Annotated in this window: 25 protein-coding genes; all 25 read right to left on the reverse strand. The window is 60.0% G+C overall.

Annotation, left to right across the window (positions count from 1 at the left end; genetic code table 11):
* Positions 1-29 precede the first annotated feature (29 nt).
* Positions 30-836, reverse strand: a complete 807-nt coding sequence (locus I9H07_RS15765) for an SDR family oxidoreductase (protein ID WP_236424744.1) — start codon at positions 834-836, stop codon at positions 30-32.
* Entirely contained in the window at positions 833-2,044 is a 1,212-nt protein-coding gene (locus tag I9H07_RS15770; protein WP_024674336.1) for an O-succinylhomoserine sulfhydrylase, read from the reverse strand. The genes I9H07_RS15765 and I9H07_RS15770 overlap by 4 nt, the downstream gene beginning before the upstream one ends.
* A gap of 20 nt (positions 2,045-2,064) precedes the next feature.
* On the reverse strand, positions 2,065-3,573 hold the full coding sequence (gene purF / locus I9H07_RS15775) for an amidophosphoribosyltransferase (RefSeq protein ID WP_024674337.1): 1,509 nt from the start codon (positions 3,571-3,573) through the stop codon (positions 2,065-2,067).
* A gap of 10 nt (positions 3,574-3,583) precedes the next feature.
* Positions 3,584-4,171 (reverse strand): CvpA family protein, encoded by a 588-nt coding sequence (locus I9H07_RS15780; RefSeq protein ID WP_024645685.1) that lies wholly within the window; start codon positions 4,169-4,171, stop codon positions 3,584-3,586.
* A 118-nt stretch (positions 4,172-4,289) separates the two neighbouring features.
* Positions 4,290-4,952, reverse strand: coding sequence for an SPOR domain-containing protein (locus tag I9H07_RS15785; protein ID WP_236424743.1), 663 nt, complete (start codon positions 4,950-4,952; stop codon positions 4,290-4,292).
* Complete coding sequence (gene folC, locus I9H07_RS15790) at positions 4,936-6,240, reverse strand: bifunctional tetrahydrofolate synthase/dihydrofolate synthase (protein WP_236424741.1); 1,305 nt, start codon at positions 6,238-6,240, stop codon at positions 4,936-4,938. Before folC ends, I9H07_RS15785 begins: the two co-directional genes overlap by 17 nt.
* Positions 6,237-7,157, reverse strand: coding sequence for an acetyl-CoA carboxylase, carboxyltransferase subunit beta (accD, locus tag I9H07_RS15795; protein WP_024674340.1), 921 nt, complete (start codon positions 7,155-7,157; stop codon positions 6,237-6,239). The genes folC and accD overlap by 4 nt, the downstream gene beginning before the upstream one ends.
* Positions 7,158-7,408: 251 nt before the next feature.
* Positions 7,409-8,029 (reverse strand): phosphoribosylanthranilate isomerase, encoded by a 621-nt coding sequence (locus I9H07_RS15800; RefSeq protein WP_236424740.1) that lies wholly within the window; start codon positions 8,027-8,029, stop codon positions 7,409-7,411.
* A gap of 60 nt (positions 8,030-8,089) precedes the next feature.
* Complete coding sequence (gene truA / locus I9H07_RS15805) at positions 8,090-8,914, reverse strand: tRNA pseudouridine(38-40) synthase TruA (protein WP_236424749.1); 825 nt, start codon at positions 8,912-8,914, stop codon at positions 8,090-8,092.
* A gap of 159 nt (positions 8,915-9,073) precedes the next feature.
* A complete protein-coding gene (locus I9H07_RS15810) occupies positions 9,074-11,896 on the reverse strand; it encodes a FimV/HubP family polar landmark protein (protein WP_236424738.1) in 2,823 nt (940 codons plus the stop codon).
* Positions 11,897-12,005: 109 nt separating this feature from the next.
* Positions 12,006-13,019: an aspartate-semialdehyde dehydrogenase gene (locus I9H07_RS15815; protein ID WP_236424737.1), complete on the reverse strand. Its 1,014-nt coding sequence runs from the start codon at positions 13,017-13,019 to the stop codon at positions 12,006-12,008.
* Positions 13,020-13,104: 85 nt separating this feature from the next.
* Positions 13,105-13,665 (reverse strand): DUF1285 domain-containing protein, encoded by a 561-nt coding sequence (locus tag I9H07_RS15820; RefSeq protein WP_058392028.1) that lies wholly within the window; start codon positions 13,663-13,665, stop codon positions 13,105-13,107.
* 42 nt (positions 13,666-13,707) lie between these two features.
* On the reverse strand, positions 13,708-14,310 hold the full coding sequence (locus I9H07_RS15825; RefSeq protein WP_024645692.1) for a DUF4823 domain-containing protein: 603 nt from the start codon (positions 14,308-14,310) through the stop codon (positions 13,708-13,710).
* Between the two features lie 123 nt (positions 14,311-14,433).
* Positions 14,434-15,096 (reverse strand): TetR/AcrR family transcriptional regulator, encoded by a 663-nt coding sequence (locus I9H07_RS15830; protein ID WP_058824716.1) that lies wholly within the window; start codon positions 15,094-15,096, stop codon positions 14,434-14,436.
* Positions 15,097-15,172: 76 nt separating this feature from the next.
* Positions 15,173-15,823, reverse strand: a complete 651-nt coding sequence (locus I9H07_RS15835) for a LysE family translocator (RefSeq protein ID WP_236424736.1) — start codon at positions 15,821-15,823, stop codon at positions 15,173-15,175.
* A gap of 356 nt (positions 15,824-16,179) precedes the next feature.
* On the reverse strand, positions 16,180-16,965 hold the full coding sequence (locus tag I9H07_RS15840; protein WP_236424734.1) for a TatD family hydrolase: 786 nt from the start codon (positions 16,963-16,965) through the stop codon (positions 16,180-16,182).
* A gap of 14 nt (positions 16,966-16,979) precedes the next feature.
* Positions 16,980-17,336, reverse strand: coding sequence for a PilZ domain-containing protein (locus tag I9H07_RS15845; protein WP_236424733.1), 357 nt, complete (start codon positions 17,334-17,336; stop codon positions 16,980-16,982).
* A 31-nt stretch (positions 17,337-17,367) separates the two neighbouring features.
* Entirely contained in the window at positions 17,368-18,354 is a 987-nt protein-coding gene (locus I9H07_RS15850; protein ID WP_236424731.1) for a DNA polymerase III subunit delta', read from the reverse strand.
* Entirely contained in the window at positions 18,347-18,979 is a 633-nt protein-coding gene (gene tmk, locus I9H07_RS15855) for a dTMP kinase (RefSeq protein WP_024674350.1), read from the reverse strand. The genes I9H07_RS15850 and tmk overlap by 8 nt, the downstream gene beginning before the upstream one ends.
* 19 nt (positions 18,980-18,998) lie before the next feature.
* On the reverse strand, positions 18,999-20,126 hold the full coding sequence (mltG, locus tag I9H07_RS15860) for an endolytic transglycosylase MltG (RefSeq protein WP_236424730.1): 1,128 nt from the start codon (positions 20,124-20,126) through the stop codon (positions 18,999-19,001).
* Positions 20,127-20,129: 3 nt separating this feature from the next.
* Positions 20,130-20,945, reverse strand: a complete 816-nt coding sequence (pabC, locus tag I9H07_RS15865; protein WP_236424729.1) for an aminodeoxychorismate lyase — start codon at positions 20,943-20,945, stop codon at positions 20,130-20,132.
* Positions 20,945-22,189, reverse strand: a complete 1,245-nt coding sequence (fabF, locus tag I9H07_RS15870) for a beta-ketoacyl-ACP synthase II (RefSeq protein WP_236424727.1) — start codon at positions 22,187-22,189, stop codon at positions 20,945-20,947. Before fabF ends, pabC begins: the two co-directional genes overlap by 1 nt.
* A gap of 114 nt (positions 22,190-22,303) precedes the next feature.
* Complete coding sequence (acpP, locus tag I9H07_RS15875; RefSeq protein WP_002552692.1) at positions 22,304-22,540, reverse strand: acyl carrier protein; 237 nt, start codon at positions 22,538-22,540, stop codon at positions 22,304-22,306.
* Positions 22,541-22,731: 191 nt separating this feature from the next.
* Positions 22,732-23,475 carry a 3-oxoacyl-ACP reductase FabG gene (gene fabG, locus I9H07_RS15880; RefSeq protein ID WP_024674354.1) on the reverse strand — a complete coding sequence of 248 codons (744 nt, stop codon included), beginning with the start codon at positions 23,473-23,475 and terminating at the stop codon, positions 22,732-22,734.
* A 15-nt stretch (positions 23,476-23,490) separates the two neighbouring features.
* Positions 23,491-24,429, reverse strand: coding sequence for an ACP S-malonyltransferase (gene fabD, locus I9H07_RS15885; protein ID WP_236424726.1), 939 nt, complete (start codon positions 24,427-24,429; stop codon positions 23,491-23,493).
* Positions 24,430-24,516 lie beyond the last annotated feature (87 nt).

Here is a 24,516-nt window from a genome sequence, read left to right on the forward strand (position 1 = left end):
CAGAGCCAATCGCAGCACGCCGTTCGAAACTACTCGGCATAGACCATCTTTCTGGTCATCCCGCCGTCGACGACGAATTCCTGACCGGTGACGAAACCTGCATTGCGCGACAGCAACCAGGCCACCATCGCCGCAACATCTTCTACCGTCCCTACCCTGCCCGCAGGGTGCTGGGCATGATCGGTGTCTGATAACGGTTCGGCACGACGCAGCGACGGAGCGCGCGCATCGATCCAGCCAGGGCTGACAGCATTGACCCGAATCTCGGGCCCCAGGCTGATCGCCAGTGCATGCGTCAGGGCCATCAGACCGCCCTTGCTGGCCGCATAAGCCTCGGTATCCGGTTCGGACTGGCTGGCTCGCGTGGACGTCAGGTTGACGATGCTGCCGCAGTGCGCGCGCAGGTAGGGCGCACAATGCTTGGCCAGCAGCATCGGCCCACCCAGATTGACGGCCAGCACCCGATTCCAGTGCGACAGCTCAAGGCTTTCCAGCGTGGTGTTATGCGGATCGGCGATCGCTGCATTGCACACGAGGGCGTCCAGACGACCGAACTGCCTGAGCACTTCGGCCACCCCTGCTGCGACCTGATCTTCAATGGCGACGTCCATGCCGATGAACAAGGCATTGTCGCCCAGCACCTTGACGACCTTCGCGCCGCGGGCCCGATCCAGATCGGTCAGGACCACTTGCCAGCCCTCGGCAATCAGCCATGCGGCAATGCCGAGCCCGATGCCGCGAGCGGCACCGGTCACCAGCGCGACGCGGCCATTGTGGGTACCAGCAAATTTCAGAGCCCACTCCTGGCCTGTTCCAGCACTCGCTGTGTCACTCACAACGCGGCCAGACCTCGTGCAAGGTCCGCCTGAAGGTCTGCGACATCCTCAAGGCCCACCGCCACCCGGATCAGGCTGTCACGAATCCCTGCCGCTTCACGCTCTTGCGGCGCCAGACGACCATGAGACGTGGTGCTTGGGTGAGTGATCGTGGTTTTGCTGTCGCCCAGGTTGGCAGTGATCGAAATCAGGCGCGTAGCATCGATAAAGCGCCATGCGCCGTCCTTGCCACCCTTGACCTCAAAGCTCACTACCGCACCGAAGCCCTTTTGCTGACGCTGGGCCAGCTCATGCTGCGGATGGCTCTTGAGCCCGGCGTAATGAACCTTCTCGATGCCATCCTGCTGCTCCAGCCACTCGGCCAGAGCCTGCGCGTTGGCGCAATGGGCACGCATGCGCAGGTTCAGGGTTTCGAGGCCCTTGAGGAAGATCCAGGCGTTGAACGGGCTGAGCGTCGGCCCGGCGGTACGCAGGAAACCGACCACTTCCTTCATCTGTTCGCTGCGACCAGCCACCACGCCGCCCATGCAACGGCCCTGGCCGTCGATGAACTTGGTCGCCGAATGCACGACGATATCGGCGCCCAGCAGCAACGGCTGCTGCAAGGCCGGCGTACAGAAGCAGTTATCGACGATCAGCATCGTGCCTTTGGCATGCGCGATCTCGGCCAGACCGGCGATGTCCACCAGTTCGGCCAACGGGTTGGACGGCGATTCGACGAACAGCATTTTGGTGTTGGCCTTGATGGCCGCATCCCAGCCGCTCAAATCAGCCAGCGGAACGTAATCCACCTCGATGCCGAACCGTTTGAAATACTTGTCGAACAGGCTGATGGTCGAACCGAACACACTGCGCGAGACCAGAACATGGTCTCCCGCACTGCACAGGCTCATGACGACGGCCAGCGTCGCCGCCATGCCAGTGGCCGTGGCGACAGCCTGCTCGGCGCCTTCCAGAGCGGCAATGCGCTCCTCGAAGGAGCGCACCGTCGGGTTGGTATACCGCGAGTAGACGTTGCCTGGCACTTCGCCCGCAAAACGTGCGGCAGCATCGGCCGCCGTGCGAAATACGTAGCTGGAGGTGAAGAACATGGGATCGCCATGCTCGCCTTCCGGTGTGCGGTGTTGCCCGGCACGTACGGCGAGGGTATCGAAACCCACACCTTCAAGGTCGCTGTCCAGCCGACCTGCATCCCATTCCTGAGTCATGCCGCCCACTCCTTGTCCGATTAGTTGTTGTACAGATCGATGATCGCGCTCACAGCCTGGGTCTTGACCTTGGAGGCATCGTTGCGCGCATGCTCGATCCGGTTCAGGTAATGCTCGTCGATATCGCCCGTTACATACTTGCCGTCGAAGACCGAGCAATCGAAGTTGTCGATCTTGATCTTCTTGCTGCCGCTGACCGCCTCGATCAGGTCGTTGAGGTCCTGATAGACCAGCCAGTCGGCACCGATAAGGTCGGCGACGTCCTGAGTGGTACGGTTGTGGGCGATCAGCTCGTGAGCACTCGGCATATCGATGCCATAGACGTTGGGGTAACGCACTGCCGGGGCAGCCGAACAGAAGTAGACGTTCTTGGCACCGGCTTCGCGGGCCATCTGGATGATCTGCTTGCACGTGGTACCGCGCACGATCGAGTCATCCACCAGCATGACGTTCTTGCCACGGAACTCCAGTTCGATGGCATTGAGCTTCTGACGCACGGATTTCTTGCGCGCAGCCTGCCCCGGCATGATGAAGGTACGACCGATGTAACGGTTCTTGACGAACCCTTCGCGGAACTTGACGCCCAGATGGTTGGCCAGTTCCAGCGCCGCGGTGCGGCTGGTGTCCGGAATCGGGATGACCACGTCGATGTCGTGATCCGGACGCTCGCGGAGGATCTTGTCGGCCAGTTTCTCGCCCATGCGCAGACGCGCCTTGTAGACCGAGATGCCGTCGATGATCGAATCCGGACGCGCCAGATAGACGTGTTCGAAGATGCACGGCGCATATTTCGGGTTGGCTGCGCACTGGCGGGTATACAGTTTGCCGTCTTCGGTGATGTAGACCGCTTCGCCCGGTGCCAGATCGCGGATCAGAGTGAAACCCAACACGTCGAGCGATACGCTTTCCGAGGCAATCATGTACTCGACGCCTTCATCGGTATGACGCTGACCGAACACGATAGGACGAATGGCGTCCGGATCACGGAAACCGACGATGCCATAACCGGTGATCATTGCCACGACCGCGTAACCGCCACGGCAGCGATGGTGTACGTCGGTCACGGCGGCGAAGATATCTTCTTCGGTCGGCTGCAACTTGCCACGCACGGCCAGCTCATGAGCGAAGACGTTGAGCAGCACTTCCGAATCGGAATTGGTGTTCACATGGCGCAGGTCGGATTCGTAAATCTCCTTGGCCAGTTGCTCGACGTTGGTCAGATTGCCGTTGTGCGCCAACGTGATGCCGTAAGGCGAGTTGACGTAGAACGGCTGGGCTTCGGCCGAAGTCGAACTGCCCGCAGTGGGATAGCGCACATGACCAATGCCCATGTGCCCGACCAGGCGCTGCATATGGCGCTGATGGAATACATCACGCACCAGTCCGTTGTCCTTGCGCAGGAATAACCGGCCATCGTGGCTGGTTACGATACCGGCAGCGTCCTGGCCGCGGTGCTGGAGGACGGTAAGCGCGTCATACAGCGCCTGATTGACGTTCGACTTGCCGACGATACCGACGATGCCACACATGCCACAACCCCTACTTAGTGGAACTGGATTTACCGAGCACATCCTGCTGTGGTGTATACGGCAGGATCTGTTCCTTGAACGGCAGGTCAGCGGGAACGCTGATGCCGCTGGCAAGCCACTTGCTGGACATCCCGAGAATCAGGTTTTTCGACCAGTCAGCGACCATGAGAAATTGTGGTACCAGCCTGGACTGTTGCCACCATTGATCCTGTTGCACCGGCCCTAGGCTCAAAAGCCCCACCGCTACAACGACAAGCAGACCTCCGCGCGCTGCGCCGAAGACCATGCCGAGAAAACGATCGGTCCCGGAAAGCCCGGTGACGCGAATCAGTTCGCCTATAAGAAAGTTGACCATGGCGCCCACCAGCAGGGTGGCGACGAAAAGAATGGTGCAGCTCGCGATGACGCGGGCCGACGGTGTTTCTATGTAATTGACCAGATACTGCGACAGCCCTGCGCCAAACATCCAGGCCACTACGCCTGCAATGATCCACGTCGTCAACGACAGTGCTTCTTTTACGAAGCCGCGTTTCAGACTGATCAGGGCGGAGATGGCGACAATTCCCAGAATTGCCCAGTCAACCGGAGTAAATGGCACGTTGCAGCCTGCAGACAGATAAGGCGGCGCATTTTAGCAGAGCGCCCGCCTGCCGGTAAGCAGCGATTACCGGCGAAAGGCATTTTACTTCACTGCAACAGCACAAGGTGCCGGACGGTCAGCCCCGTTCAGGCTGAAAGCGCACCACAATACCTTTGAGCTTCTGCTGTTTGTCCAGTTGATCACGCAGACGATCGGCCTCTGCACGCTCGATCAACGGCCCGACAAATACCCGGTTCACGCCATCGGACGTACGGATATAGGCGTTGTAACCCTGAGTGCGCAACGTCTTTTGCAGGTTATCGGCATTGGCTCGATTGGACATGCTGGCCAGCTGCACAGACCAACTGATCGACAGGCCATTGGCATCAACGCCGGCCGGTGCCGCAGGCTTGGCAGGAGCTGCCGGTGCTGGGGCCGGAGCAGATGGCGCGGGTGCAGGCGCTGGTTTGGCTGCCGGCTTCTGCGCTGGCGCAGCAGTTGCCGGTGGCGCTGACTGGGTGGGTGATGGCGCAATCGGCATGGAGGGGGCCTGATTGCCTGCCATGTCGTTATCGCCAGGAACGGGTTCCTGAGGCAGTACCTGTGGCTCCGGAACCGGCACAGGATCGACACGCACCTGTGAAGCTGCCGGTGCCTGAGGGGCCGAAGGCGCTTCGACCTGCACATGGCGCGTTTCATCTTCACGCGTGAAGAGCATCGGCAAAAAGATGACTGCCACAGCGATCAGCACCAGCGCTCCAACCATCCGCTGCTTGACTACGTTATCCAGCAAAGCCATTTGCAGCTTCCTCGTCGGTGTGCAGGGCCAGCCATTCCAGGGCCTCGGCAACACAGTAAAAAGATCCGAACAGCAGAATTTCATCATCGGCCGTGGCATGCGCGCATTGAGCCTCCAATGCCAGCGCAATACTCTGATAGGACGTCACGCGAGCGCCAAGGTTCTGCAATGCCGCCTGCAACTCTTCGGCAGGCCTGCTGCGCGGCGTGGGCAACGGCGCGACGGCCCATTCGGCAATGACCGGTGACAGAGGAGCGACTACGCCCTCAAGGTCCTTGTCATTCAGCAGACCGAACACGGCGCGGCGCTTGCCGACAACCGGGAGTTGCGCCAGACGCTGGTGCAGAAACTGCGCGGCATGCGGATTGTGACCCACGTCCAGAAGCAGATTGAGGCGTTGGCCCTGCCAGTGCACGACTCGACGATCAAGCCGCCCGGTAAGCCGGGTGCGAGCCAGAACCTGACCCAGCGCTGCGGACTGTAGCGGATACCCCATCAGGGCATACAGCTGGAGGGCCAGCGCGGCGTTCTGCATGGGCAGGTCAAGCAGCGGCAGACCGAGCAATTCAACCTGCTCGCCCCGTGCAATGCCACGCCAGTCCCAGCTGTCCGGGCCAATCGTGAGGTCGAAATCCTCACCACGCATCAATAGCGGGCAGCCCAGTTCACGTGCCTTGTCCAGCAGCGGCGAGGGCGGAGCGGGATCGCCACATAGCGCCGGACGACCGGAACGGAAGATCCCGGCTTTCTCGAACGCGACCGATTCGCGGCTATCACCCAGCCACTCGGAATGATCGACCCCGATACTGGTCACCAGCGCGAAATCCGCATCGATCAGGTTCACGGCATCCAGACGACCACCCAGGCCCACTTCCAGCACCACGGCGTCAAGCTGAGCGCGCTCGAACAGCCAGAAGGCTGCCAGCGTGCCCATTTCGAAGTACGTCAGGGTAACGCCATCACGTGCGGCTTCGACGGCCGCGAAGGCTTCGCACAACTCGACATCGGTCGCTTCAACACCTTGCACCCTCACCCGCTCGTTATAGCGGATCAGGTGCGGCGAGCTGTAGACACCGACTTTCAGCCCTTGGGCTTGCAGCAACGCGGCAATAAAGGCGCAGGTTGACCCCTTGCCGTTGGTGCCGGTAACAGTAATCACCCTGGGTGCAGGCCTGGTCAGGCCCAACTGCTGCGCTACCTGTCGCGAGCGATCCAGTCCCATGTCGATGGCAGACGGATGCAATTGTTCCAGATAGGCGAGCCAGTCGCCCAGGGTTGCCGGGGTCATATCGAGGCCGGAGCTGGCGGAACGACGATCGGCTCGATGACAGGCGCAACAAAGCGTGGCGTAGGCAGATTCATCATTTGCGCCAGCAGGTTACCCAGGCGTGGGCGAAGCTCGCTGCGGGCGATGATCATGTCGATGGCACCGTGATCCAGCAGGAATTCGCTGCGCTGGAAGCCTTCAGGCAGCTTTTCGCGCACGGTCTGCTCGATGACGCGCGGACCGGCGAAACCGATCAGTGCCTTGGGTTCGGCGACAATAACGTCACCCAACATGGCCAGACTCGCGGAAACGCCGCCGTAGACCGGGTCGGTGAGTACGGAAATAAACGGCAGCCCTTCTTCGCGAAGACGCGCCAGAACGGCGGAAGTCTTGGCCATCTGCATCAACGAGATCAGCGCTTCCTGCATGCGCGCACCACCAGAAGCGGCGAAGCAGATCATCGGGCAGCGATTTTCCAGCGCGTAGTTGGCGGCACGTACGAAACGCTCGCCGACAATGGCGCCCATCGAACCGCCCATGAACGAGAATTCGAATGCCGAAGCCACCACCGGCATGCCCAGCAGGGTGCCGCTCATCGAGATCAGCGCGTCTTTCTCACCGGTCTGCTTCTGGGCTGCGGTCAGGCGGTCCTTGTATTTCTTGCCATCACGGAATTTCAGACGGTCCACCGGCTCCAGGTCAGCGCCCAGTTCGCCACGGCCTTCGACATCCAGGAAGATGTTCAGACGCGCGCGCGCGCCGATACGCATGTGGTGATTGCACTTGGGGCAGACGTCCAGGGTCTTTTCCAGCTCGGGCCGATAGAGCACCGCTTCGCAGGACGGGCATTTGTGCCAGAGGCCTTCAGGAACCGAGCTTTTCTTGACCTCGGAACGCATGATCGATGGGATCAGTTTGTCTACCAACCAGTTGCTCATGCTTTGTTTCTCCAGTACCGGTGTGGCTCGAACGGCCGACGCCTAAACGCCAGTCGCATGCCCTCGGGTAAATTCGTGTATGGACGATGATGAAGAGGCAGCGATCGACCTGTGGCCTGACCTGCACACCCCTCACCTCGGTTTTTCACAACAACGACGGTGCACATCGACACCCTCGCCTACTTGATTCGACCCGCATCTGTTGCGGCGGGAACAGGCTTATGGACGGCGGCCGAACCGCAACCGTCACATCAGACGCCCTGCACCGCACTCATGAACGCCAGGATCTTTTCGCGATCCTTGATGCCTTTGCTCTTCTCCACCCCACCGCTCACATCCACAGCATAGGGCCGCACCTGGGCAATGGCCTGCGCCACATTGGCCGACGTCAGCCCGCCTGCCAGGATGACCGGCTTGTCCAGATCATCCGGAATCAGCGCCCAGTCAAAGGTTTCGCCAGTGCCGCCGGGGACGCCTTCGACATAGGTGTCGAGCAGCACGCCTCGTGCATTGCGGTAAGCGCGGCACGCCTGGGCAATGTCATCACCCGCCTTGACCCGCAAGGCCTTGATATAGGGACGATGATAGCCGTCACACTCCTCTGGCGTTTCATCACCATGAAACTGCAACAGGTCCAGCGCAACAGCCTCCAGCGTTTCATTGAGCTCGCAACGACTGGCATTGACGAACAGGCCGACGGTGGTAATGAACGGCGGCAAGGCGGCAATGATCGCGCGCGCCTGCTGGATCGTCACCGCACGCGGGCTTTTGGGGTAAAACACCAGGCCAATGGCGTCGGCCCCGGCCTCGACCGCGGCCAGAGCATCTTCTATGCGGGTAATCCCGCAGATCTTGCTGCGAACGGCTGACATATGGTGAAAACCTCAGACCTTTCGGAAAGTCCCGGATGTTAGCAAATGCTGTTCAGGTCGTCAGCCGTCAAGTTCTGCGAAGCCTGTAAGAAAGTGCGGACCGATGTAGCGGTCCGGCAGCGGAAATTCGTCGCGATACTCCACCTGAACCAGATATAAGCCATAAGGATGGGCTGTTACGCCGCCAGTACGCCGCACGCGACTCTCCAGCACATCACGCGCCCATTCGACCGGACGCTCGCCAGCACCGATGGTCATCAGCACGCCGGCGATGTTGCGCACCATATGGTGGAGGAAGGCATTGGCGCGCACGTCGATCACAATCATCTTGCCGTGACGGGTCACACGCAGGTGGTGCAGTTGCTTGATCGGTGACTTGGCCTGGCACTGACCCGCGCGAAAGGCGCTGAAGTCGTGAGTCCCCACCAGATATTGGGCGGCCTGCGCCATGCGCTCGACGTCCAGCGGACGATGATTCCAGGTGATTTCCTGATTCAGATGTGCCGGGCGGATCTGATCGTTGTAGATCACGTAGCGATAGCGGCGAGCGATGGCCTTGAAGCGCGCATGAAAGCTGGCAGGCATGACCCTGGCCCAGCTCACGCTGATGTCATGAGGCAGGTTGATGTTTGCGCCCATGACCCAGGCCTTCAGTGAACGCTCTGCCTGTGTGTCGAAATGCACCACTTGCCCACAGGCGTGCACGCCTGCGTCAGTGCGCCCGGCACACATCAGCGAGACCGGCGATGCAGCCACTTTCGAAAGCGCGTCTTCAAGGGTTTCCTGCACGGTCAGCACACCGGACGCCTGCCGTTGCCAGCCGCAATAGCGCGAGCCTTTGTACTCCACGCCCAGCGCGATTCGGGAAAAGCCCTCGGCTGCCATCTCGGCGGCCGGGTTATCTATGTTCGCCAATGTGGTAGAGCCTGTCGGTTCGCGAAAAGTCGGCCATTATACGGTCGCAAAAAAAACACGCTACTCAAGCCGGACGCTTGAAAGGCAAACGGCCGCATAAGCGGCCGTTTGCAGGTTGGCAGGCTTGAATCAGGCCAGGCGCGAAAGCATCTCACGCGCTTCGGTCTTCTGACTGTCGTCACCCTCGGTCACCACCTCGTCGAGAATGTCCCGCGCGCCGTCGGCATCGCCCATGTCGATGTAGGCCCGCGCCAGATCAAGCTTGGTCGCCGCCTCGTCAGTACCGGACATGAAGTCGAAGTCGGGCTCGTCATCCAGCGCTGCTGCGTCCTCGGCGGTGAACCTTGGCTCATCGAGCGGCGGATGCTCAAGGTTCTGCGCCAGACGATCCAGCTCGGCATTGACGTCATCGATTTCGCTGGCGAATGCCTGACTTGCCTGATCGGTTTCAATCTCGTCGGCCAGCGACAGGTCGAAATCTTCCGGCAGTTCCAGATCGTCGCTGACAGGCGGCGGTGTGGTCTTGCCCAGGTCAAGCGAGTCGTCGCCAAGCCCCAGCAGGAAGTCATCTTCGTTCCTGAGCGCCGGGTCCTCTTCGGATAGATCCAGATCGAAGTCGGCCAGCTCTTCAGTCGATGCGGCAGCCCGCGCCTCTTCCTGCTGCTGCATGATCGATTCGAACGTCAGTGCTTCGTCGTCAGGCGCAGCGGCTGTTATCGGCAAGTCCGCTTTCGGCTCGTCCAGTGTCAGGTCATCAAGATCGTTAACGGTCGAGACTTCCGGCGCGGTCGTTTCTTCGAACTCATCCAGGCTCAAGTCAAAATCATGATCGAACTCATCGGCTTCGGCGACCGGCTCGGCAACCAGCGGGGCCGGTGCTTGCGGCTCAGGTGCAGCCGCCGGTTCTTCAGGCTGGTCATCGGTGTCGGCCAGCAGCTCTTCTACATACTTGGCATCAAGCTCGGCAGCCAATGCAGCAGCACTGGCCGCTACTGCCGCCGCCGCAACAGCAGGAGCCGCCGACGGCGTCGGAGCAGGTTCAGAAGCAAGCGACGCAGCAGGCTTCAGGGTCGAGTTACGTTCTTCTAGCTGCTCGACCTCAGCTTCACGCTTTCCCGCAGCCACCAGCTTGCGCTCGTGGGCGGCATAGGCTTTGTTATTGCCCTGTTCAGCGTAGATTTCCATCAGCTTGAGGCGAATATCATCGCGCTTCGGGTCTTCCTGAACAGCTTCCTCAAGCAGCTCGACTGCTTGATTCATGCGCCCGTAGGCAATATGAATCTCGGCCTGCACCAGCGGATCAGCCTGACGCTCGCGAGTCGCCGCGGCTGCAGCTGCCGCACCGGCAGCGCCCATGCGAACATTCGGCGGCGGCACATCAAGCCCGTCGAAGCTGGCTTGCGGTGTGTCCAGGTCCATATCGGAAACGAACTCGGACTCTTCAGCCAGCGCACGTGCCATGCGCTTGTGTTTCTCGGCTTCAGCCTTTGCAGCGCGACGCCGCGCCAGAAACAACAACAGCAGGGCCAGAATCAACAACACCGCACCGCCGATCAGACCCAGCAGGACCGGGTTATCAAGGACTTTCTGCAGCGTGTCATCTTCTTCAGGTGCTACTACCGGCTCAACGGCCAACGGCTGATCAGCCGCTGGCGTTGCCACCTGAGCGGCTCCCGCTGGCAAGGCATCTTCAGGCGCGACTTCACCGGCGGGCTTGATCGGGACGCCATTGGCATCCACCAGCGAAGCAGGTACTGCCGCGTTCGACGGTGTCGTCGTGTCAGGCGTGGCAGCTGCAGCTGCAGGCGGCACCGCTGCGCCAGCGGCCTGCATCTTGGCCAGTTGACCGTTTTTCAGCTCGATCAGACGTTGCAGCTTGTCGAGCTGGCTTTGTAGGTCATTCATCCGGCTTTTCAGCTCGGCATTGTCACGACGCGTGGTATCGAGCGCCTCCTGAGCGACCGCCAGCTTGTTGCTGGCATCGTCACCTGCTGCGCCTTTGGCGGCGGGCTTGCCGTTTGCCGAGACCAGACTAAGGTTGTCCGAGGCGTCTACGCGTGACGGAGCAGCGCCTGCACGATCACGACGGGTCGCGTCGACCTGGCGCGTACCGGTCGCAGGCGAACGACGGCCGCCGCGCCACTCGGTGTACTGCCGGGAAACTTCGGTAACGGCCTGAGGTTGTGGCAGTGCGGTGGTCTGCTGAGGCGACGGCAGACGCAATACCTGGCCTTTCTTCAGGCGGTTGATGTTGCCGCCGATGAACGCATCCGGATTCAGCGCCTGGATCGCTAGCATGGTCTGCTGGACGGTTCCGGCGGTGCGCACCTTCGCGGCAATTTCCCACAAGGTGTCGTTATTGGCGGTGATGTATTGCGCCGGCTTGTCAGTTGCAGGCGGCGGCAATGCTGTTCCGCTGGCCGCTGGCGCCGGTGCCTCGGGAGCAGTGGCTTCTGCAGACGGTGCGACGGTGGCCAACTGGGCCGGCGCTGCCGGAGCGGGAGCCGCAACGGGCGCAGGTGCCGCCGCAGCGGCCGCAGCCTCTGGCGAGAACTTCGGCGGATCCAGCAGCAGGCTGTATTCACGCAGCAACCGGCCATTCGGCCAGAGTACTTGAACCAGAAACTTCACGTAGGGCTCACGCACCGGCTTGCTGGACGTAATCCGCAAGACACTTTTGCCGCTGGCGTTGATCACCGGGGTAAACGTGAGGTCGTTGAGAAATGCCTGACGCGTAACGCCCGCCTGAGCGAAGTCGGCAGTGGTTGCCAGGCTGGGCACAACTTGCGTTGCGTTAAGCCCCTGCGCCTCGGTCAACTCGATTTCCGCTACCAATGGCTGATTCAGGGTCGACTTGACCGACAATTCCCCGAGCCCCAGCGCCTGCGCCATACCCGATGACAGCGCTGAAGCAGCAGCGATTGCTAATACCAGTTTACGAACCTGAACCATAGCCCATCCCTTGTTTAAAGATTCTCCGACATCCGGAGAGGTAGTCCTGCATTTGGGTGTAAGGCGTGTCGCCGCGAAAACAATTGTTCAAATGATTGCCAAGTATCTTTTACACATAGCCTTTTATCAACAATTCGCCAACCTGCACAGCATTGAGCGCCGCGCCTTTGCGCACATTATCTGACGTCAGCCACAGATTGAGTTGCTCCGGATCATCTGTACCACCCCGGACGCGACCGACATAAACCACATCCTGGCCGACTGCATCGCCAACCGGCGTCGGGTAATCGCCCGCATCCACCAGTTCAAGACCGGGTGCGGCCTCCAGCGCGGCATTGACCGCAGCCAGATCGACCGGACCTGTTGTTCGCAGCGCCACAGTGAAACTGTCGCCGAAGAACACCGGAACCTGAATGCAGGTGGCAGATACTTTGAGCGACGGCTGCGCCAACAGTTCGCGCAGCTCATCCACCAGACGCCGCTCCAGCGGCAAGTGACCGGATTCGTCCGGCGTGCCGACCTGAGCCAGCACGTTGAAGGCCATCTGACGGTCGAAGAAGCTGGTTTCCAGCGGGCGTACGTTGAGCAGTTCGGTGGTCTGTCGCGCCAGTTCGCTCACGCCTTCACGGCCCAGCGCCGATACTGCCAGACAGGCCGTTACCGACACGCTGTGCAGATCGAGCATGGCGCGCAAGGGCGCAAGAACCAGAGCGACCGCAGTGGCAGCAGCACTCGGGCTGGCCACCAGATGCACCCCGGCGCCACCGGCACTCAGTAGCGCTGCGTTGATCTCCGGCACGATATTGGCCGCTTGCCCGGCCGGGAACGCGCCCGACAGGTCGACCACCGAACAGCCTGCCGCCACGGCCTTCTCTGCGTAACTACGGCTGATCGCGGGGCCGGCAGCGAAAAAGGCCAGCCGGACTTTGCTGAAATCGAACGCGTCGACTTCACGCACACGTACATTCTTGCCGCGGAACGGCACTGAATGGCCCGCTGATTCGATGCTCGCCAGCAGGTGCAGATTACCGACCGGAAAATTGCGTTCTTCCAGAACCTGGACAAGGGTTTCGCCGACAGTACCGGTTGCGCCGACTACGGCGATATCAAAGGACTGGCTCATGCAAAAACCTCAGGAAAATCAGGGAGCGGCACTTTAACCGCCGTATTGCCGACAGGCAATTGAAGCACGTGAGCAGCGGGACATTTCAAGGTTCGAGACCGATCTTGAAAAACACCCCGTGGCTCCAGACGCCCAACCAGCGCTGGCTGTCGATTTCACGGGAAACCGCCAGTTCGACCAACTGATAGAACACGTTGCGATGGATCAGTGCTTCAAGGTTGTTGCGCACCAGAACGTAAGGCGCAGGCTCCTGGGTATCGGGGTCCGTCACCACCCGCAGTGGATGCTCGGGCCCGGCTTCGGTCTTATCCTCCACATTGGTCAGAAAGCGTAGCACTTGCCCCTCACCTTCCCCCTGCACGTCGAGACTGACCGCCACAAACGGTGCGTCATCCACCTTGATGCCGACCTTTTCCACAGGTGTGATCAGAAAGTAATCATCGCCATCGCGTCGCATGATGGTCGAGAACAGCCGGACCATCGGCTTGCGCCCTATCGGCGTGCCCTGGTAATACCAGGTGCCGTCACGGGCGATACGCATATCGATATCGCCGCAAAAATCCGGATTCCACAGATGAACAGGCGGCAACCCCTTGGTTTTGGGAATCTGTGCGAAAAGATCGCCTGCCTTGTTTGAATCGGTCACGCCACTCTCCCGAGATGGTTCAAGGCCGGACGCCAGATGTTTCTAGCGTTCCACGCCCAATAGAGTACGAGCGTAGTCTTCAAGAGGCGGGCCTAGCAAATCTTCGGGGCTTGTATCGTAAAGCGTCAGCAATCCGCCACGGCTGCGAATGCGGGCGCTGTCGATGAGGTAGCGTGTGCTGGTCTCGATCAACATCAGTTGAATGACGCCGCTGTCGACGCCCAAGCGGTCCACCGCTTCCTGATCGGACCATTGATCCCAATTGCTGATGCGGTCATCAGCCCGGGCGAAACGGGTGTAGAGCAGATAATGGGCGCCTGCGCTGCGCGCTTCAGTCATGGCTTCATCAAGCCCCATTGGCGCAGGGGCACGACGGACCATCGGGAAGTACTCGACGAAGCCTTTGAAGGCCTCTTCGGCAACGACGTTGGGACGCGGGTAGGCTTTGCCGGGAGGTACAAAAGCGCCCTGGGCGATGTAAATGAATGAGTCAGGCTGCACACGCCAGTTGGCGGTACGACGGGTGCTGCTGTGATCAAGCAGGCCCGCATCGCTGAATTGCTCGCGAACGCCTTCGCCCATATCACTGACTTTCATGCAGCCATTCAGCGCCAACAGCGCGAGCAGCAGAACCAGGCTACGCATTATCCCCTCCCAGATGCCGGTGACGGAAAACCGGCGAATGGTCGTCGGATGCAGCTTCCGCGCCATGTCCAGCACGGCGGCTGCAAAAGCCTTGAGGCGGGTATTCAAGGCTAGCCTGGCAACTTACTGGCCGGCGGGGTCAGGCTTGGTTTCGACAGGGGTATCGCTGTCGCGCTTGCGCTTGTTGCCCATGCGCACGCCAATGTCCATGAGGAAGTTGAAGAAGCCTTCCTGATCCTCCAGCACATTGCTCCAGAATGGCGAGTGGTACAGCGCGACCGCGCCATGCACCAGTGCCCAGGCGGCGCAGTAATGGTAGTAGGGCGGAACGTCTTCGAGCTTGCCTTCGGTGATGCGCCCCTTGATCAGCAACGTGAGGTGCTCGAAGTTGGAGGCGCGGATCTTGTGCAGCTCTTCGACCAGCTCGGGCACCTGGTTGCCCTTGACCACCTTCTCTTCCAGCCGGTCGAACAACCTATAGCGCTGTGGGTCACGCATGCGGAACTCGAAGTAGGCACGCGAAAGCGCCTCCTTGTCCTTGTCGACATCGGCGGAATGCAGCAGCTCGTTCAGATCCCGCTCGTAATCGAGCATCAGGCGCAGGTAGATTTCCGCCTTGGATTTGAAGTGCTTGTAGATGGTGCCTTTGCCAATGCCGACGGCGTCCGCGATCATCTCGACGGTAACGCTGTCTTCGCCCTGCTCCAGGAACAGCTTAAGCGCGGTGTCGAGAATTTCCTGCTCACGGCGGCGAAATTCACGGACCTTACGAGGTTCTTTCTGCATGAGAAGGTCTGTCAGAGATCGAAATCGAAGCCGGGTATTATGCCCATTCGGCGCTAAATTGCACGATTCATCAGAATTAGTCGACCTGCACCGGAGCGGTGGCGACAAACTCCATGTATCCGCTGATCACTACATACAGTGTGAAATAAGCAAATATCAACGCTGACGCGATATAAGACCAGCGCAATATCCGCTCGCCCATGAAGCGTCCACCCTGGTGGGCCAGCGCACAGATGGAAATAGACCAGACAACGCCTGCCACGAGAAAACCCGCCAGAAAGGTCGATGCGCTGGCCAGATCCGAGCCTTGCCGGGCAATCAGCGCACCGCCGACTGCGGCGAACCAGAGAATGGCGCTGGGCGAGGACATCGCCAGAAAGATACCGCGCAGAAACAGCTTCAGCGCCGACTCGCCTGATTGGGCATCCTGATCGGCAATGCCCGTGCTGACCGTCCTCGCACTCATCACCATCTTGAAGCAAAAGTACGCCAGTACAGCCGTGCCACCCAGCCAGAGCACAAAGCGAACCGTCTCATACTGGAGCAGCACGGCCATGCCGAGCATTGCCAGAATCGCGTAGGCCAGATCACCGATGCAGGTTCCGAGCCCCAGCCATAGACCTTTGGCGAACCCGTGCTGCATGGACAGCGTGATCATGGCGATATTCGCCAGACCGATATCAAGACACAACGACAGGCTCAACAAAAAACCGTTGGAAAATTCCACTGACAACCTCAACCCGACTCAAACCACCGCCGCGTGCCCGAAATTGCTACACGCCCGGAATCTATGATGTTTTTTCAATTGCACGCAATTTGCCCCGCTTCCATCCGTTTATCGAGGACTCAAGAAGCGTTTTAGTATTCCAAAACTGTTTAAAAAACGAACAGAAGACACTGGACGGGACGCCATCCTGGGCAATACTCAAGACGCTGGCACCTCATTCCCCCAAATGGCGTGCCCGTAAAGGTACCAATGGATGGCGTGCCTTTGTTTTACTCCTAATGGTCTTAACCCGGCTTCACCCCCCCAGAATCCGGGTTTTTTTTGCCTGTGATTTACCCGTCGCCCAGGTTTGCTGCTCAGCGCTGCAAATGGGCCAGCGGAAACAGGCGGGCAAAGTTGGCGGTGGTCTGCTCCGCGAACCGCTCGTAGGACTCGCCTCGCAGCATGGCCAGAAACTCGGCCACCTCGCGCACATACTGCGGCAGATTGGGTTTGCCGCGGTAAGGAATAGGCGCCAGGTACGGCGAATCGGTCTCGACCAGCAGACGGTCGGCCGGCACCTGCCGGGCAACGTCGCGCAAGGCGTCGGCATTGCGGAAGGTCACGATGCCGGACAACGAGATGTAATAGCCCAGGTCCAATGCTACCTTGGCCATCTCCCAGTCTTCGGTGAAACAATGCAGCACGCCCGCACGGGGCAAGGCTGCTTCACGCAAAAGGCTCAAGGTGTCGGCGCGCGCGCCTCGGGTGTGGATGATCACCGGTTTTTCGGTGATTCTGGCGGCCTCCAGGTGCACCCGGAAAGACGCCTGCTGCAACTCGGCCGCTTCAGGCTCGTAGTGATAATCCAGACCGGTCTCGCCAATCGCCACCACACGCGGGTGATCCAGCTCCTTGAGCAACCAGTCCAGCGGCGGCATCTCACCCGGTTTGACGTCAAGCGGATGAATGCCTACCGAGCAATCGACGTCGGCGTAGCGCTCGGCGACAGCCTTGACCGCGCCCGCATTGTCGGCGCTGACGCCGATGCACAGAAAATGCCCGACACCCCTGCCCCGCGCTGCTTCAAGCGCAGCATCCAGAGAGCCGTCATGTTGAGTAAGGTCGAGACGATCAAGGTGACAGTGGGAATCTACAAGCATGGGTAAAAACACATCTACATCGTATGGGTTGGACGGTCGGACTTGAGAGCACCGACCAGGTGAGTTTCGATCAGGTTGCGCGCAGTGTTGTCGCCATCATTGAATTGCACACCGACACCGGCAGTCCGGTTACCCTGCGCGCCCTTCGGCGTGATCCAGGCCACGCGACCTGCAACAGGGACCTTCTCGGGTTCGTCCATCAGATTGAGCAGCATGAACACCTCGTCGCCCAGCTTGTAGCTCTTGCTGGTGGGGATGAACAGCCCGCCGTTTCTGATGAATGGCATGTAGGCCGCGTACAGCACGGACTTGTCCTTGATGGTCAGGGACAGGATGCCATTACGTGGACCTGTGTTCAGGGGCTCATTCATCACAACACCTCGGCGTTTAATAATGCAGAGTCTACGCCTGTCCTGGCAGCCCTGCCCACTGCACCAGCAGCGCTTCAAGCAGCAAGACCCGATTGAGGTTGGCCTTGGACATGACTTTCTGTCGTTGCGCGAGTATCCAGTCCTGAATCTCCAGCACCTTGCCGCGCGATGACTTCTGCGCCAGGTACTGAACAACCTTGCGCATGTCATGCAGACCAAGGCCTTCTTCGTCCTGAGTCATCTGATAGCGCAGGACCAGGTGCGACCAGTCGCAGAACCAGTCAAACAACAGCAACAGCGGAATGTCCTTCCAGCCTTCAGCCAGCTGGCTTGCCGATTGCTGCTGCTTGAGAAGCTTCTTGACGCCATCGACCACCAGCGCACGCTGCTCGCGAACGCCCTGGGCGTGCAGTGATACGGCCGCCAGCGGCGAACCGGCGGCCAGCGTCAGCAACTCGATGCGTTCGTCCGGCGTGCAGTCGGGCAACGCGCTGCTCAACCAGTCCAGACTCATCTGCTCACCGGGCAGTGGACATGCCTGCTGTACGCAACGGCTCTTGACCGTGGGCAGCAGGCGGCTTGGCTGATGACTGACCAGCAACAGAACGGTATTGCCCGACGGCTCTTCGAGACTTTTCAGCAAGGCGTTCGCCGCGTTGATGTTCATGGCCTCCACCGGCTCGACAAGGACGACCTTGCGACCGCCCATCTGCGCGGTCTGCACCACAAAGCTGACCAGGTCACGTACCTGATCGACCTTGATCGGCTTGTCCGCCTCTTCCGGCTCCAGCACGTAATTGTCCGGATGGCTGCCTGCGAGCAATAACAGGCAGGACTTGCAGTGCCCGCAGGCGTCCAGCCCGACAGGCGTCTTGCACAGCAGGCTGGCCATCAAGCGCTCGGCCAGCGCGCGCTTGCCGATACCCGCCGGACCGTGCAGCAGATAGGCGTGAGCGTGCTGGGCACGACCGGCCATCTGTTGCCAGAGCGACGCCTGCCACGGGTAGGCTTCAGCCACGTTGCAGCTCCAGCAACTGCGGCAGCAATGTGTCGAGAAACGCCTGGACTTCAGCCAGGGTCTGCGACGCATCCACCAGACGGTAGCGCGCAGGCTCGGCTTTGGCGCGGTCCAGGTACGTCGTGCGAACCGCGTCGAAGAACGCTCGCCCTTCCTGCTCGAAACGGTCCAGTCGGCCCCTGGCCGCTGCGCGCGAGAGGCCGATTTCAACCGGCAGATCAAAGACCAGCGTCAGATCGGGGCGCAGATCGCCCTGAACAAACTGCTCCAGCGCAGCAATGCGCTCGCGAGGCAAGCCACGGCCACCACCCTGATAGGCGTAAGTAGCATCGGTGAAACGGTCACACAGCACCACCTCGCCACGCGCCAGCGCTGGACGAATGACCTCAGCCAGATGCTGCGCGCGGGCCGCGAATACCAGCAGCAGTTCGGTGTCGGCGCTCATGGCTTCGTCACTGGGGGCCAGCAACAGCTCGCGAATACGTTCGGCCAGCGGCGTACCGCCCGGCTCACGGGTCATCAATACCTCGACGCCCTGCTCACGCAGTCGGGTAGCCAGATAGTCGCGGTTGGTGCTTTTGCCCGCGCCTTCCGGGCCTTCGAGCGTGATAAACAAGCCAGTCACAGGCAATCCTTAATGGTCATCATTGCGCATTCGACCCGGATTGCGGGGCATCCGGTGAAGTCGCAGGCGGTGGTTCCGAGGACGTCGGGTCAGCTTCGGGTGCGGGTGCAGGTGCGGGTGCCGGGCTGGATCGATAATCCGTACGGCGCTTGAGCTGATACTCGCGCACGGCTGCATTATGCGCATCCAGATCGTCGGAAAAGACATGGCTGCCATCACCCTTGGCGACGAAATACAGGCTGCTGCCTGCCACCGGATTCAGTGCGGCATGAATCGCTTCGCGCCCCACCAGCGAGATCGGTGTCGGTGGCATACCGGCTATCACGTAGGTGTTGTAAGGCGTGGCTTCTTTAAGGTTGGCACGGGTCAACTTGCCGTTGTAGCGCTCGCCCATGCCATAAATGACGGTCGGGTCGGTCTGCAATTGCATACCCAGCTTCAGGCGGCGCACGAAAACGCCTGCGATCTGACCGCGCTCCTGAGGCACGCCGGTTTCCTTCTCGACCAGCGACGCCATGATCAGCGCCTGATAAGGATTGGAATACGGCGCCTCTGACGATCTTGCGTTCCACTCTTCATCCAGCACTTCTTCAAGACGACTGTAGGCCTGCTTGAGCAGCTCGGCATCGGTCATGCCGCGCACGTAGCGATAGGTGTCGGGGAAGAAGCGGCCTTCGGGGAAGACATCGGGATGGCCGATTTTTGCCATCAGCTCGCTGTCGGACACACCTGCCAGGGTCTGCTCAAGCTTGGCCTGTTTGGCCAGCGCCGCGCGAACCTGACGGAAATTCCAGCCTTCGACCAGCGTCAGGCTGTATTGCACGACTTCCTTGCGTTTCCAGACGTCGAACAGGCCTTTTACGTTCATGCCCGGCACCATGCGGTATTCACCACTGTGCAGCGGCTGGTTGGCCAGGTTGAAACGCCAATAGAGGCGCAGCCAGAAAGCATCCTTGATGACGCCATCGGCCTGCAGACGATTGAGAACGCCAGTGGGTGTGGAACCCGCAGGTACGTCCAGCAGCTGTTCCTGAGCCACTTCTAGCGGCTGGTTCAAGGCTTTGTTCTGCTGCCAGAACGCAACGCCGAGCAAAAGGCCCGCAATGACAATGCCGGTTTCCAGCAACAGCAATAGTTTTCGGATCACGAATCAGATATCCAGAAGGGCGCGAGCGATGCCTTGCAGTTTACGGGTCAACGGACCAACCGGCCAGTTCAGCGCCGCAAAGCCGCGAACCGGCCAGACGCCATAAACGCTGTTGCACAAAAACACCTCGTCCGCGGTTTCCAGATCGGAGAGATGCACGTCACGAATGTCGACCGCTACCCCTAGCGTGGCAGCCCGATCCAGCAGTTCGGCACGCATCACACCTGCGACCCCGCATCGACTGAGGTCGGCAGTCAGCAGACGGCCTTGTACGACCAGAAACAGATTGCTGTAGACCCCTTCGATCACACGACCGGAAGTGTCACACATCAGCCCTTCGGCGTGATCAGTGTCGCTCCATTCGGAACGGGCCACTACTTGCTCCAGACGGTTCAGATGCTTGAGCCCGGCAAGCAGTGGCTGCTCGGCCAGACGGGTCTGGCAGGCGAACAGACGAACGCCCTGATCAGCATGGGAAGCAGGATAAGCGGGTGCAGGACTGCCCTGCAGGATGCGACGCGGCTGCGTATCGGGAGCGGGCGCATAACCGCGCTGGCTGTCGCCACGGGTGAGCAGCAATTTCATGACCCCGTCACCCAGTTCGGCTGCGAAGTGGATCATCTCGGTTCGAACCTGCACAGAGTCGACATCAATCTTCAGCTGCTGACAGCCACGCTCAAGGCGCTGCAAGTGGCGCTCCAGAAGCACCGCTTGCCCAGCCCTGACAGCGACGGTTTCAAACAGCCCGTCACCGTAGGCCAGCCCGCGATCCTTTACCGACAAGGTCTCTGCGGGGCAGCCATCAACCCAGCAGGGCATTACTCGGCGAACCGACGGAACACCAGCGAGCCATTGGTGCCACCGAACCCGAATGAGTTCGACAGGACAACATCAATCGGCATCCGGCGCGCTTCGTGAGGTACGAAGTCCAGATCGCAGCCTTCACTCGGCTCATCCAGGTTGATGGTCGGCGGAGCGACCTGATCGACCATTGCCAGAACGCTGAAAATCGCTTCGACTGCGCCCGCAGCCCCCAACAGGTGGCCGGTCATCGACTTGGTCGAACTGACTGCCAGCTTGTACGCGTGATCGCCGAATACCGACTTGATGGCCGAGGCTTCAGCCAGATCGCCCGCCAGCGTCGAGGTGCCATGCGCGTTGATGTACTGCACCTGCTCGGGATTGACCTTCGCATCGCGCAGCGCATTGACGATGCAACGTGCGGCACCGGCACCGTCATCCGGCGGCGAGGTCATGTGGTAAGCATCGCCACTCATGCCGAAGCCGACCAGTTCGGCGTAGATCGTCGCGCCACGCGCCTTGGCGTGCTCAAGCTCTTCGAGCACCATTGCGCCCGCCCCGTCGGACAGGACGAAGCCGTCACGGCCCTTGTCCCACGGACGACTGGCCCGGGCCGGATCGTCGTTGCGGGTAGACAGCGCCCGCGCTGCGCCAAAGCCGCCAAGACCGAGACCACAGGCTGCCATTTCGGCACCACCTGCAATCATCACGTCAGCCTCGTCATAGGCAATGTTGCGCGCCGCCATACCAATGCAATGCGTTGCCGTGGTACAGGCTGTCGCGATGGCGTAGTTAGGTCCCTGTGCCCCCAGATGGATGGACAGAAAACCGGAAATCATGTTGATGATCGAGCCCGGTACAAAAAACGGAGAAATCCGTCCCGGTCCCTGCTCGTGCAGCAGACGACTGCTGTTTTCGATGTTGGTCAGACCACCGATACCCGAACCCATGGCAACGCCAATGCGCTCGCGGTTTGCATCCGTGACTTCAAGGCCGGCGTTACGCACCGCCTGAAAGCTGGCCGCAAGACCATACTGAATAAAGAGATCGAGCCGACGTGCTTCTTTCGGCGCCAGGTACTCTTCGACGTTGAAGCCCTTGACCGAACCGCCGAAACGGGTGGTGAAGGCTGACAGGTCCGTGTGCTCGATAAGGCCAATGCCACTGCGGCCCGCCAGAATACCTTGCCAACTGCTGTGCACATCATTGCCCAGTGGCGAAAGCATGCCCATCCCGGTGACCACGACGCGTCTACGCGACACAGGACTCTCCTTCTCTCTTGTTTACGGAACAATCACAGCGTTTCTTAAAGAAAAAACCGCACGCCGGTTAAAGCAGTGCGGTTTTCCCGTGACAGCAGGCAGCGATTACAAATCTTAAGCCTGATGGCTGGTGACGTAATCGATTGCTGCTTGAACGGTAGTGATCTTTTCCGCTTCTTCGTCAGGGATTTCGGTCTCGAATTCCTCTTCCAGAGCCATTACCAGCTCTACGGTGTCCAAGGAGTCAGCGCCCAGGTCTTCAACGAAAGAAGCAGTGTTGACAACCTCTTCTGATTTGACGCCAAGTTGCTCGGCAACGATTTTCTTGACGCGCTCTTCGATGGTGCTCATACCTAGTTTTAACTCCTAGTGGAAATGTTCAGGCATCTGGCCAGTGGGTAAGTGTATAGAAGAGGTTTTGCGAATTTCAAGCTTAACGCTCTTCTCTTATGCCCAACCGTACCTTCGCCCATTCATAGATTGCAGCTTTATAACGGATTTTAGACAGCTCGTATGACATTTTTTTGAAACAGTTCGTCACATCAGCTCATGTACATGCCGCCGTTAACGGGAATTGTCGCCCCGGTAACGTAACCTGCGCCTTCCGAAGCAAGAAAAGCGACCACGTTCGCGATCTCTTGAGCCTGCCCCAGACGGCCCAGGGGAATCTGGGTTATCAGGGACTCACGCTGAGCCTCTGGCAACTCACGCGTCATATCAGTATCGATGAAACCCGGCGTCACCGAATTCACGGTCACTGCACGCGAACCCACTTCTCGGGCCAGAGCCCGGCTGAAACCTTCCAGCCCGGCTTTCGCGGAAGCATAGTTTACTTGACCGGCGTTGCCCATGGCACCCACAACCGAACCAATACTGATGATACGCCCCCAGCGAGCCTTGGTCATGCCCCGCAGAACACCTTTCGAAAGACGGAAAAGGCTGTTCAGATTGGTGTTGACGACGTCATACCATTCGTCATCTTTCATGCGCATCATCAGGTTATCACGAGTGATACCGGCGTTATTGACCAGAATCAACGGCGCACCGACACGTTCCTGAATGGTGGACAGTACCGAATTGACCGACTCGGCGTCACACACATCGAGCATCAGGCCAAAGCCTTCAATGCCGTTTTCCTTGAACGTCGCGCTGATGCGCTCGGCGCCGGACTCGGAAGTCGCAGTACCCACGACAACAGCACCATTGCGTCCCAGTTCCAGGGCAATGGCTTGACCAATACCACGACTGGCGCCGGTTACCAGTGCAACTTTACCTTGAAGGCTCATGCAGTCTTCTCCTAATCAGGCCAGTGCCGCACGTGCGGCGGCAAAGGCATCCGGGGTATCAAGGTTGTAGGTCATCACGCCTTCGGCGCAACGCTTGTTCAGACCCGCCAGCACTTTGCCAGGGCCACATTCCACCAATTGTGTTGCACCCTGGCTTGCCAGAAATTGAACGGATTCAACCCAGCGTACCGGCTTATACAATTGCTCCAGCAGATCGCGCTTGAGCGTCGCCAGATCACTGACTGCACGGGCGCTGACGTTTTGCACCAACGCAATTTCCGGCGCCTGCCACTCGATTGCTTCGATGGACTCGGCGAAGCGCTCGGCAGCCGGGCGCATCAGCTCGCAGTGCGAGGGCACGCTGACCGGCAACGGCAGTGCGCGCTTTGCACCACGGGCCTTGCACAGCTCCATCGCGCGCTTGACCGCTTCGGCGGAACCGGCAATGACCACCTGCCCCGGCGAGTTGAAATTGACCGCACTGACCACCTCACCCTGAGCCGCTTCGGCGCAGGCTGCGATCACATCGGCATCTTCCAGCCCGAGAATGGCAGCCATGCCACCCTGGCCGGCTGGCACGGCTTCCTGCATCAACTGACCACGGCGCTCCACCAGCTTGACGGCATCAGCCAGGCTCAGGCTTTGTGCCGCAACCAGTGCACTGTATTCACCCAGGCTGTGGCCGGCAACAAAAGCAGGAATAGCCCCGCCCTCGGCCAGCCATACGTGCCACAGGGCCACAGAGGCGGTCAGAATTGCAGGCTGGGTCTTGTCGGTCTGGTTGAGCAGCTCCGCCGGACCGTTCTGGGTCAACGCCCAGAGGTCGTAGCCGAGCGCTTCGGACGCTTGCTCGAACGTATCGAGGATCAACGGATGCTGCTTGCCTTGCTCGGCAAGCATGCCAAGCGATTGCGAGCCTTGACCCGGAAAGACGAATGCGAGGGATGCAGACATTTGACAAGCCTCTGAATTATTGTCGCCAAAATGGGCGTCCGGACGGGCCGAACGCGGGTATTCAAACATGCATGACTGATCGTTTGG

Origin of the sequence: Pseudomonas syringae (genome assembly GCF_023278085.1) — a bacterium.
GTDB classification, from domain to species: domain Bacteria; phylum Pseudomonadota; class Gammaproteobacteria; order Pseudomonadales; family Pseudomonadaceae; genus Aquipseudomonas; species Aquipseudomonas syringae_Q.

What these genes read in the sequence shown, in the direction of transcription:
- I9H07_RS15770 (WP_024674336.1), bottom strand. Translation starts at nt 2,044, where the DNA reads ATGACTCAGGAATGGGATGCAGGTCGGCTGGACAGCGACCTTGAAGGT.
- purF (WP_024674337.1), bottom strand. Translation starts at nt 3,573, where the DNA reads ATGTGTGGCATCGTCGGTATCGTCGGCAAGTCGAACGTCAATCAGGCG.
- I9H07_RS15785 (WP_236424743.1), bottom strand. Translation starts at nt 4,952, where the DNA reads ATGGCTTTGCTGGATAACGTAGTCAAGCAGCGGATGGTTGGAGCGCTG.
- folC (WP_236424741.1), bottom strand. Translation starts at nt 6,240, where the DNA reads ATGACCCCGGCAACCCTGGGCGACTGGCTCGCCTATCTGGAACAATTG.
- accD (WP_024674340.1), bottom strand. Translation starts at nt 7,157, where the DNA reads ATGAGCAACTGGTTGGTAGACAAACTGATCCCATCGATCATGCGTTCC.
- I9H07_RS15800 (WP_236424740.1), bottom strand. Translation starts at nt 8,029, where the DNA reads ATGTCAGCCGTTCGCAGCAAGATCTGCGGGATTACCCGCATAGAAGAT.
- truA (WP_236424749.1), bottom strand. Translation starts at nt 8,914, where the DNA reads ATGGCAGCCGAGGGCTTTTCCCGAATCGCGCTGGGCGTGGAGTACAAA.
- I9H07_RS15810 (WP_236424738.1), bottom strand. Translation starts at nt 11,896, where the DNA reads ATGGTTCAGGTTCGTAAACTGGTATTAGCAATCGCTGCTGCTTCAGCG.
- I9H07_RS15815 (WP_236424737.1), bottom strand. Translation starts at nt 13,019, where the DNA reads ATGAGCCAGTCCTTTGATATCGCCGTAGTCGGCGCAACCGGTACTGTC.
- I9H07_RS15825 (WP_024645692.1), bottom strand. Translation starts at nt 14,310, where the DNA reads ATGCGTAGCCTGGTTCTGCTGCTCGCGCTGTTGGCGCTGAATGGCTGC.
- I9H07_RS15830 (WP_058824716.1), bottom strand. Translation starts at nt 15,096, where the DNA reads ATGCAGAAAGAACCTCGTAAGGTCCGTGAATTTCGCCGCCGTGAGCAG.
- I9H07_RS15840 (WP_236424734.1), bottom strand. Translation starts at nt 16,965, where the DNA reads ATGCTTGTAGATTCCCACTGTCACCTTGATCGTCTCGACCTTACTCAA.
- I9H07_RS15845 (WP_236424733.1), bottom strand. Translation starts at nt 17,336, where the DNA reads ATGAATGAGCCCCTGAACACAGGTCCACGTAATGGCATCCTGTCCCTG.
- pabC (WP_236424729.1), bottom strand. Translation starts at nt 20,945, where the DNA reads ATGCCCTGCTGGGTTGATGGCTGCCCCGCAGAGACCTTGTCGGTAAAG.
- acpP (WP_002552692.1), bottom strand. Translation starts at nt 22,540, where the DNA reads ATGAGCACCATCGAAGAGCGCGTCAAGAAAATCGTTGCCGAGCAACTT.
- fabG (WP_024674354.1), bottom strand. Translation starts at nt 23,475, where the DNA reads ATGAGCCTTCAAGGTAAAGTTGCACTGGTAACCGGCGCCAGTCGTGGT.
- fabD (WP_236424726.1), bottom strand. Translation starts at nt 24,429, where the DNA reads ATGTCTGCATCCCTCGCATTCGTCTTTCCGGGTCAAGGCTCGCAATCG.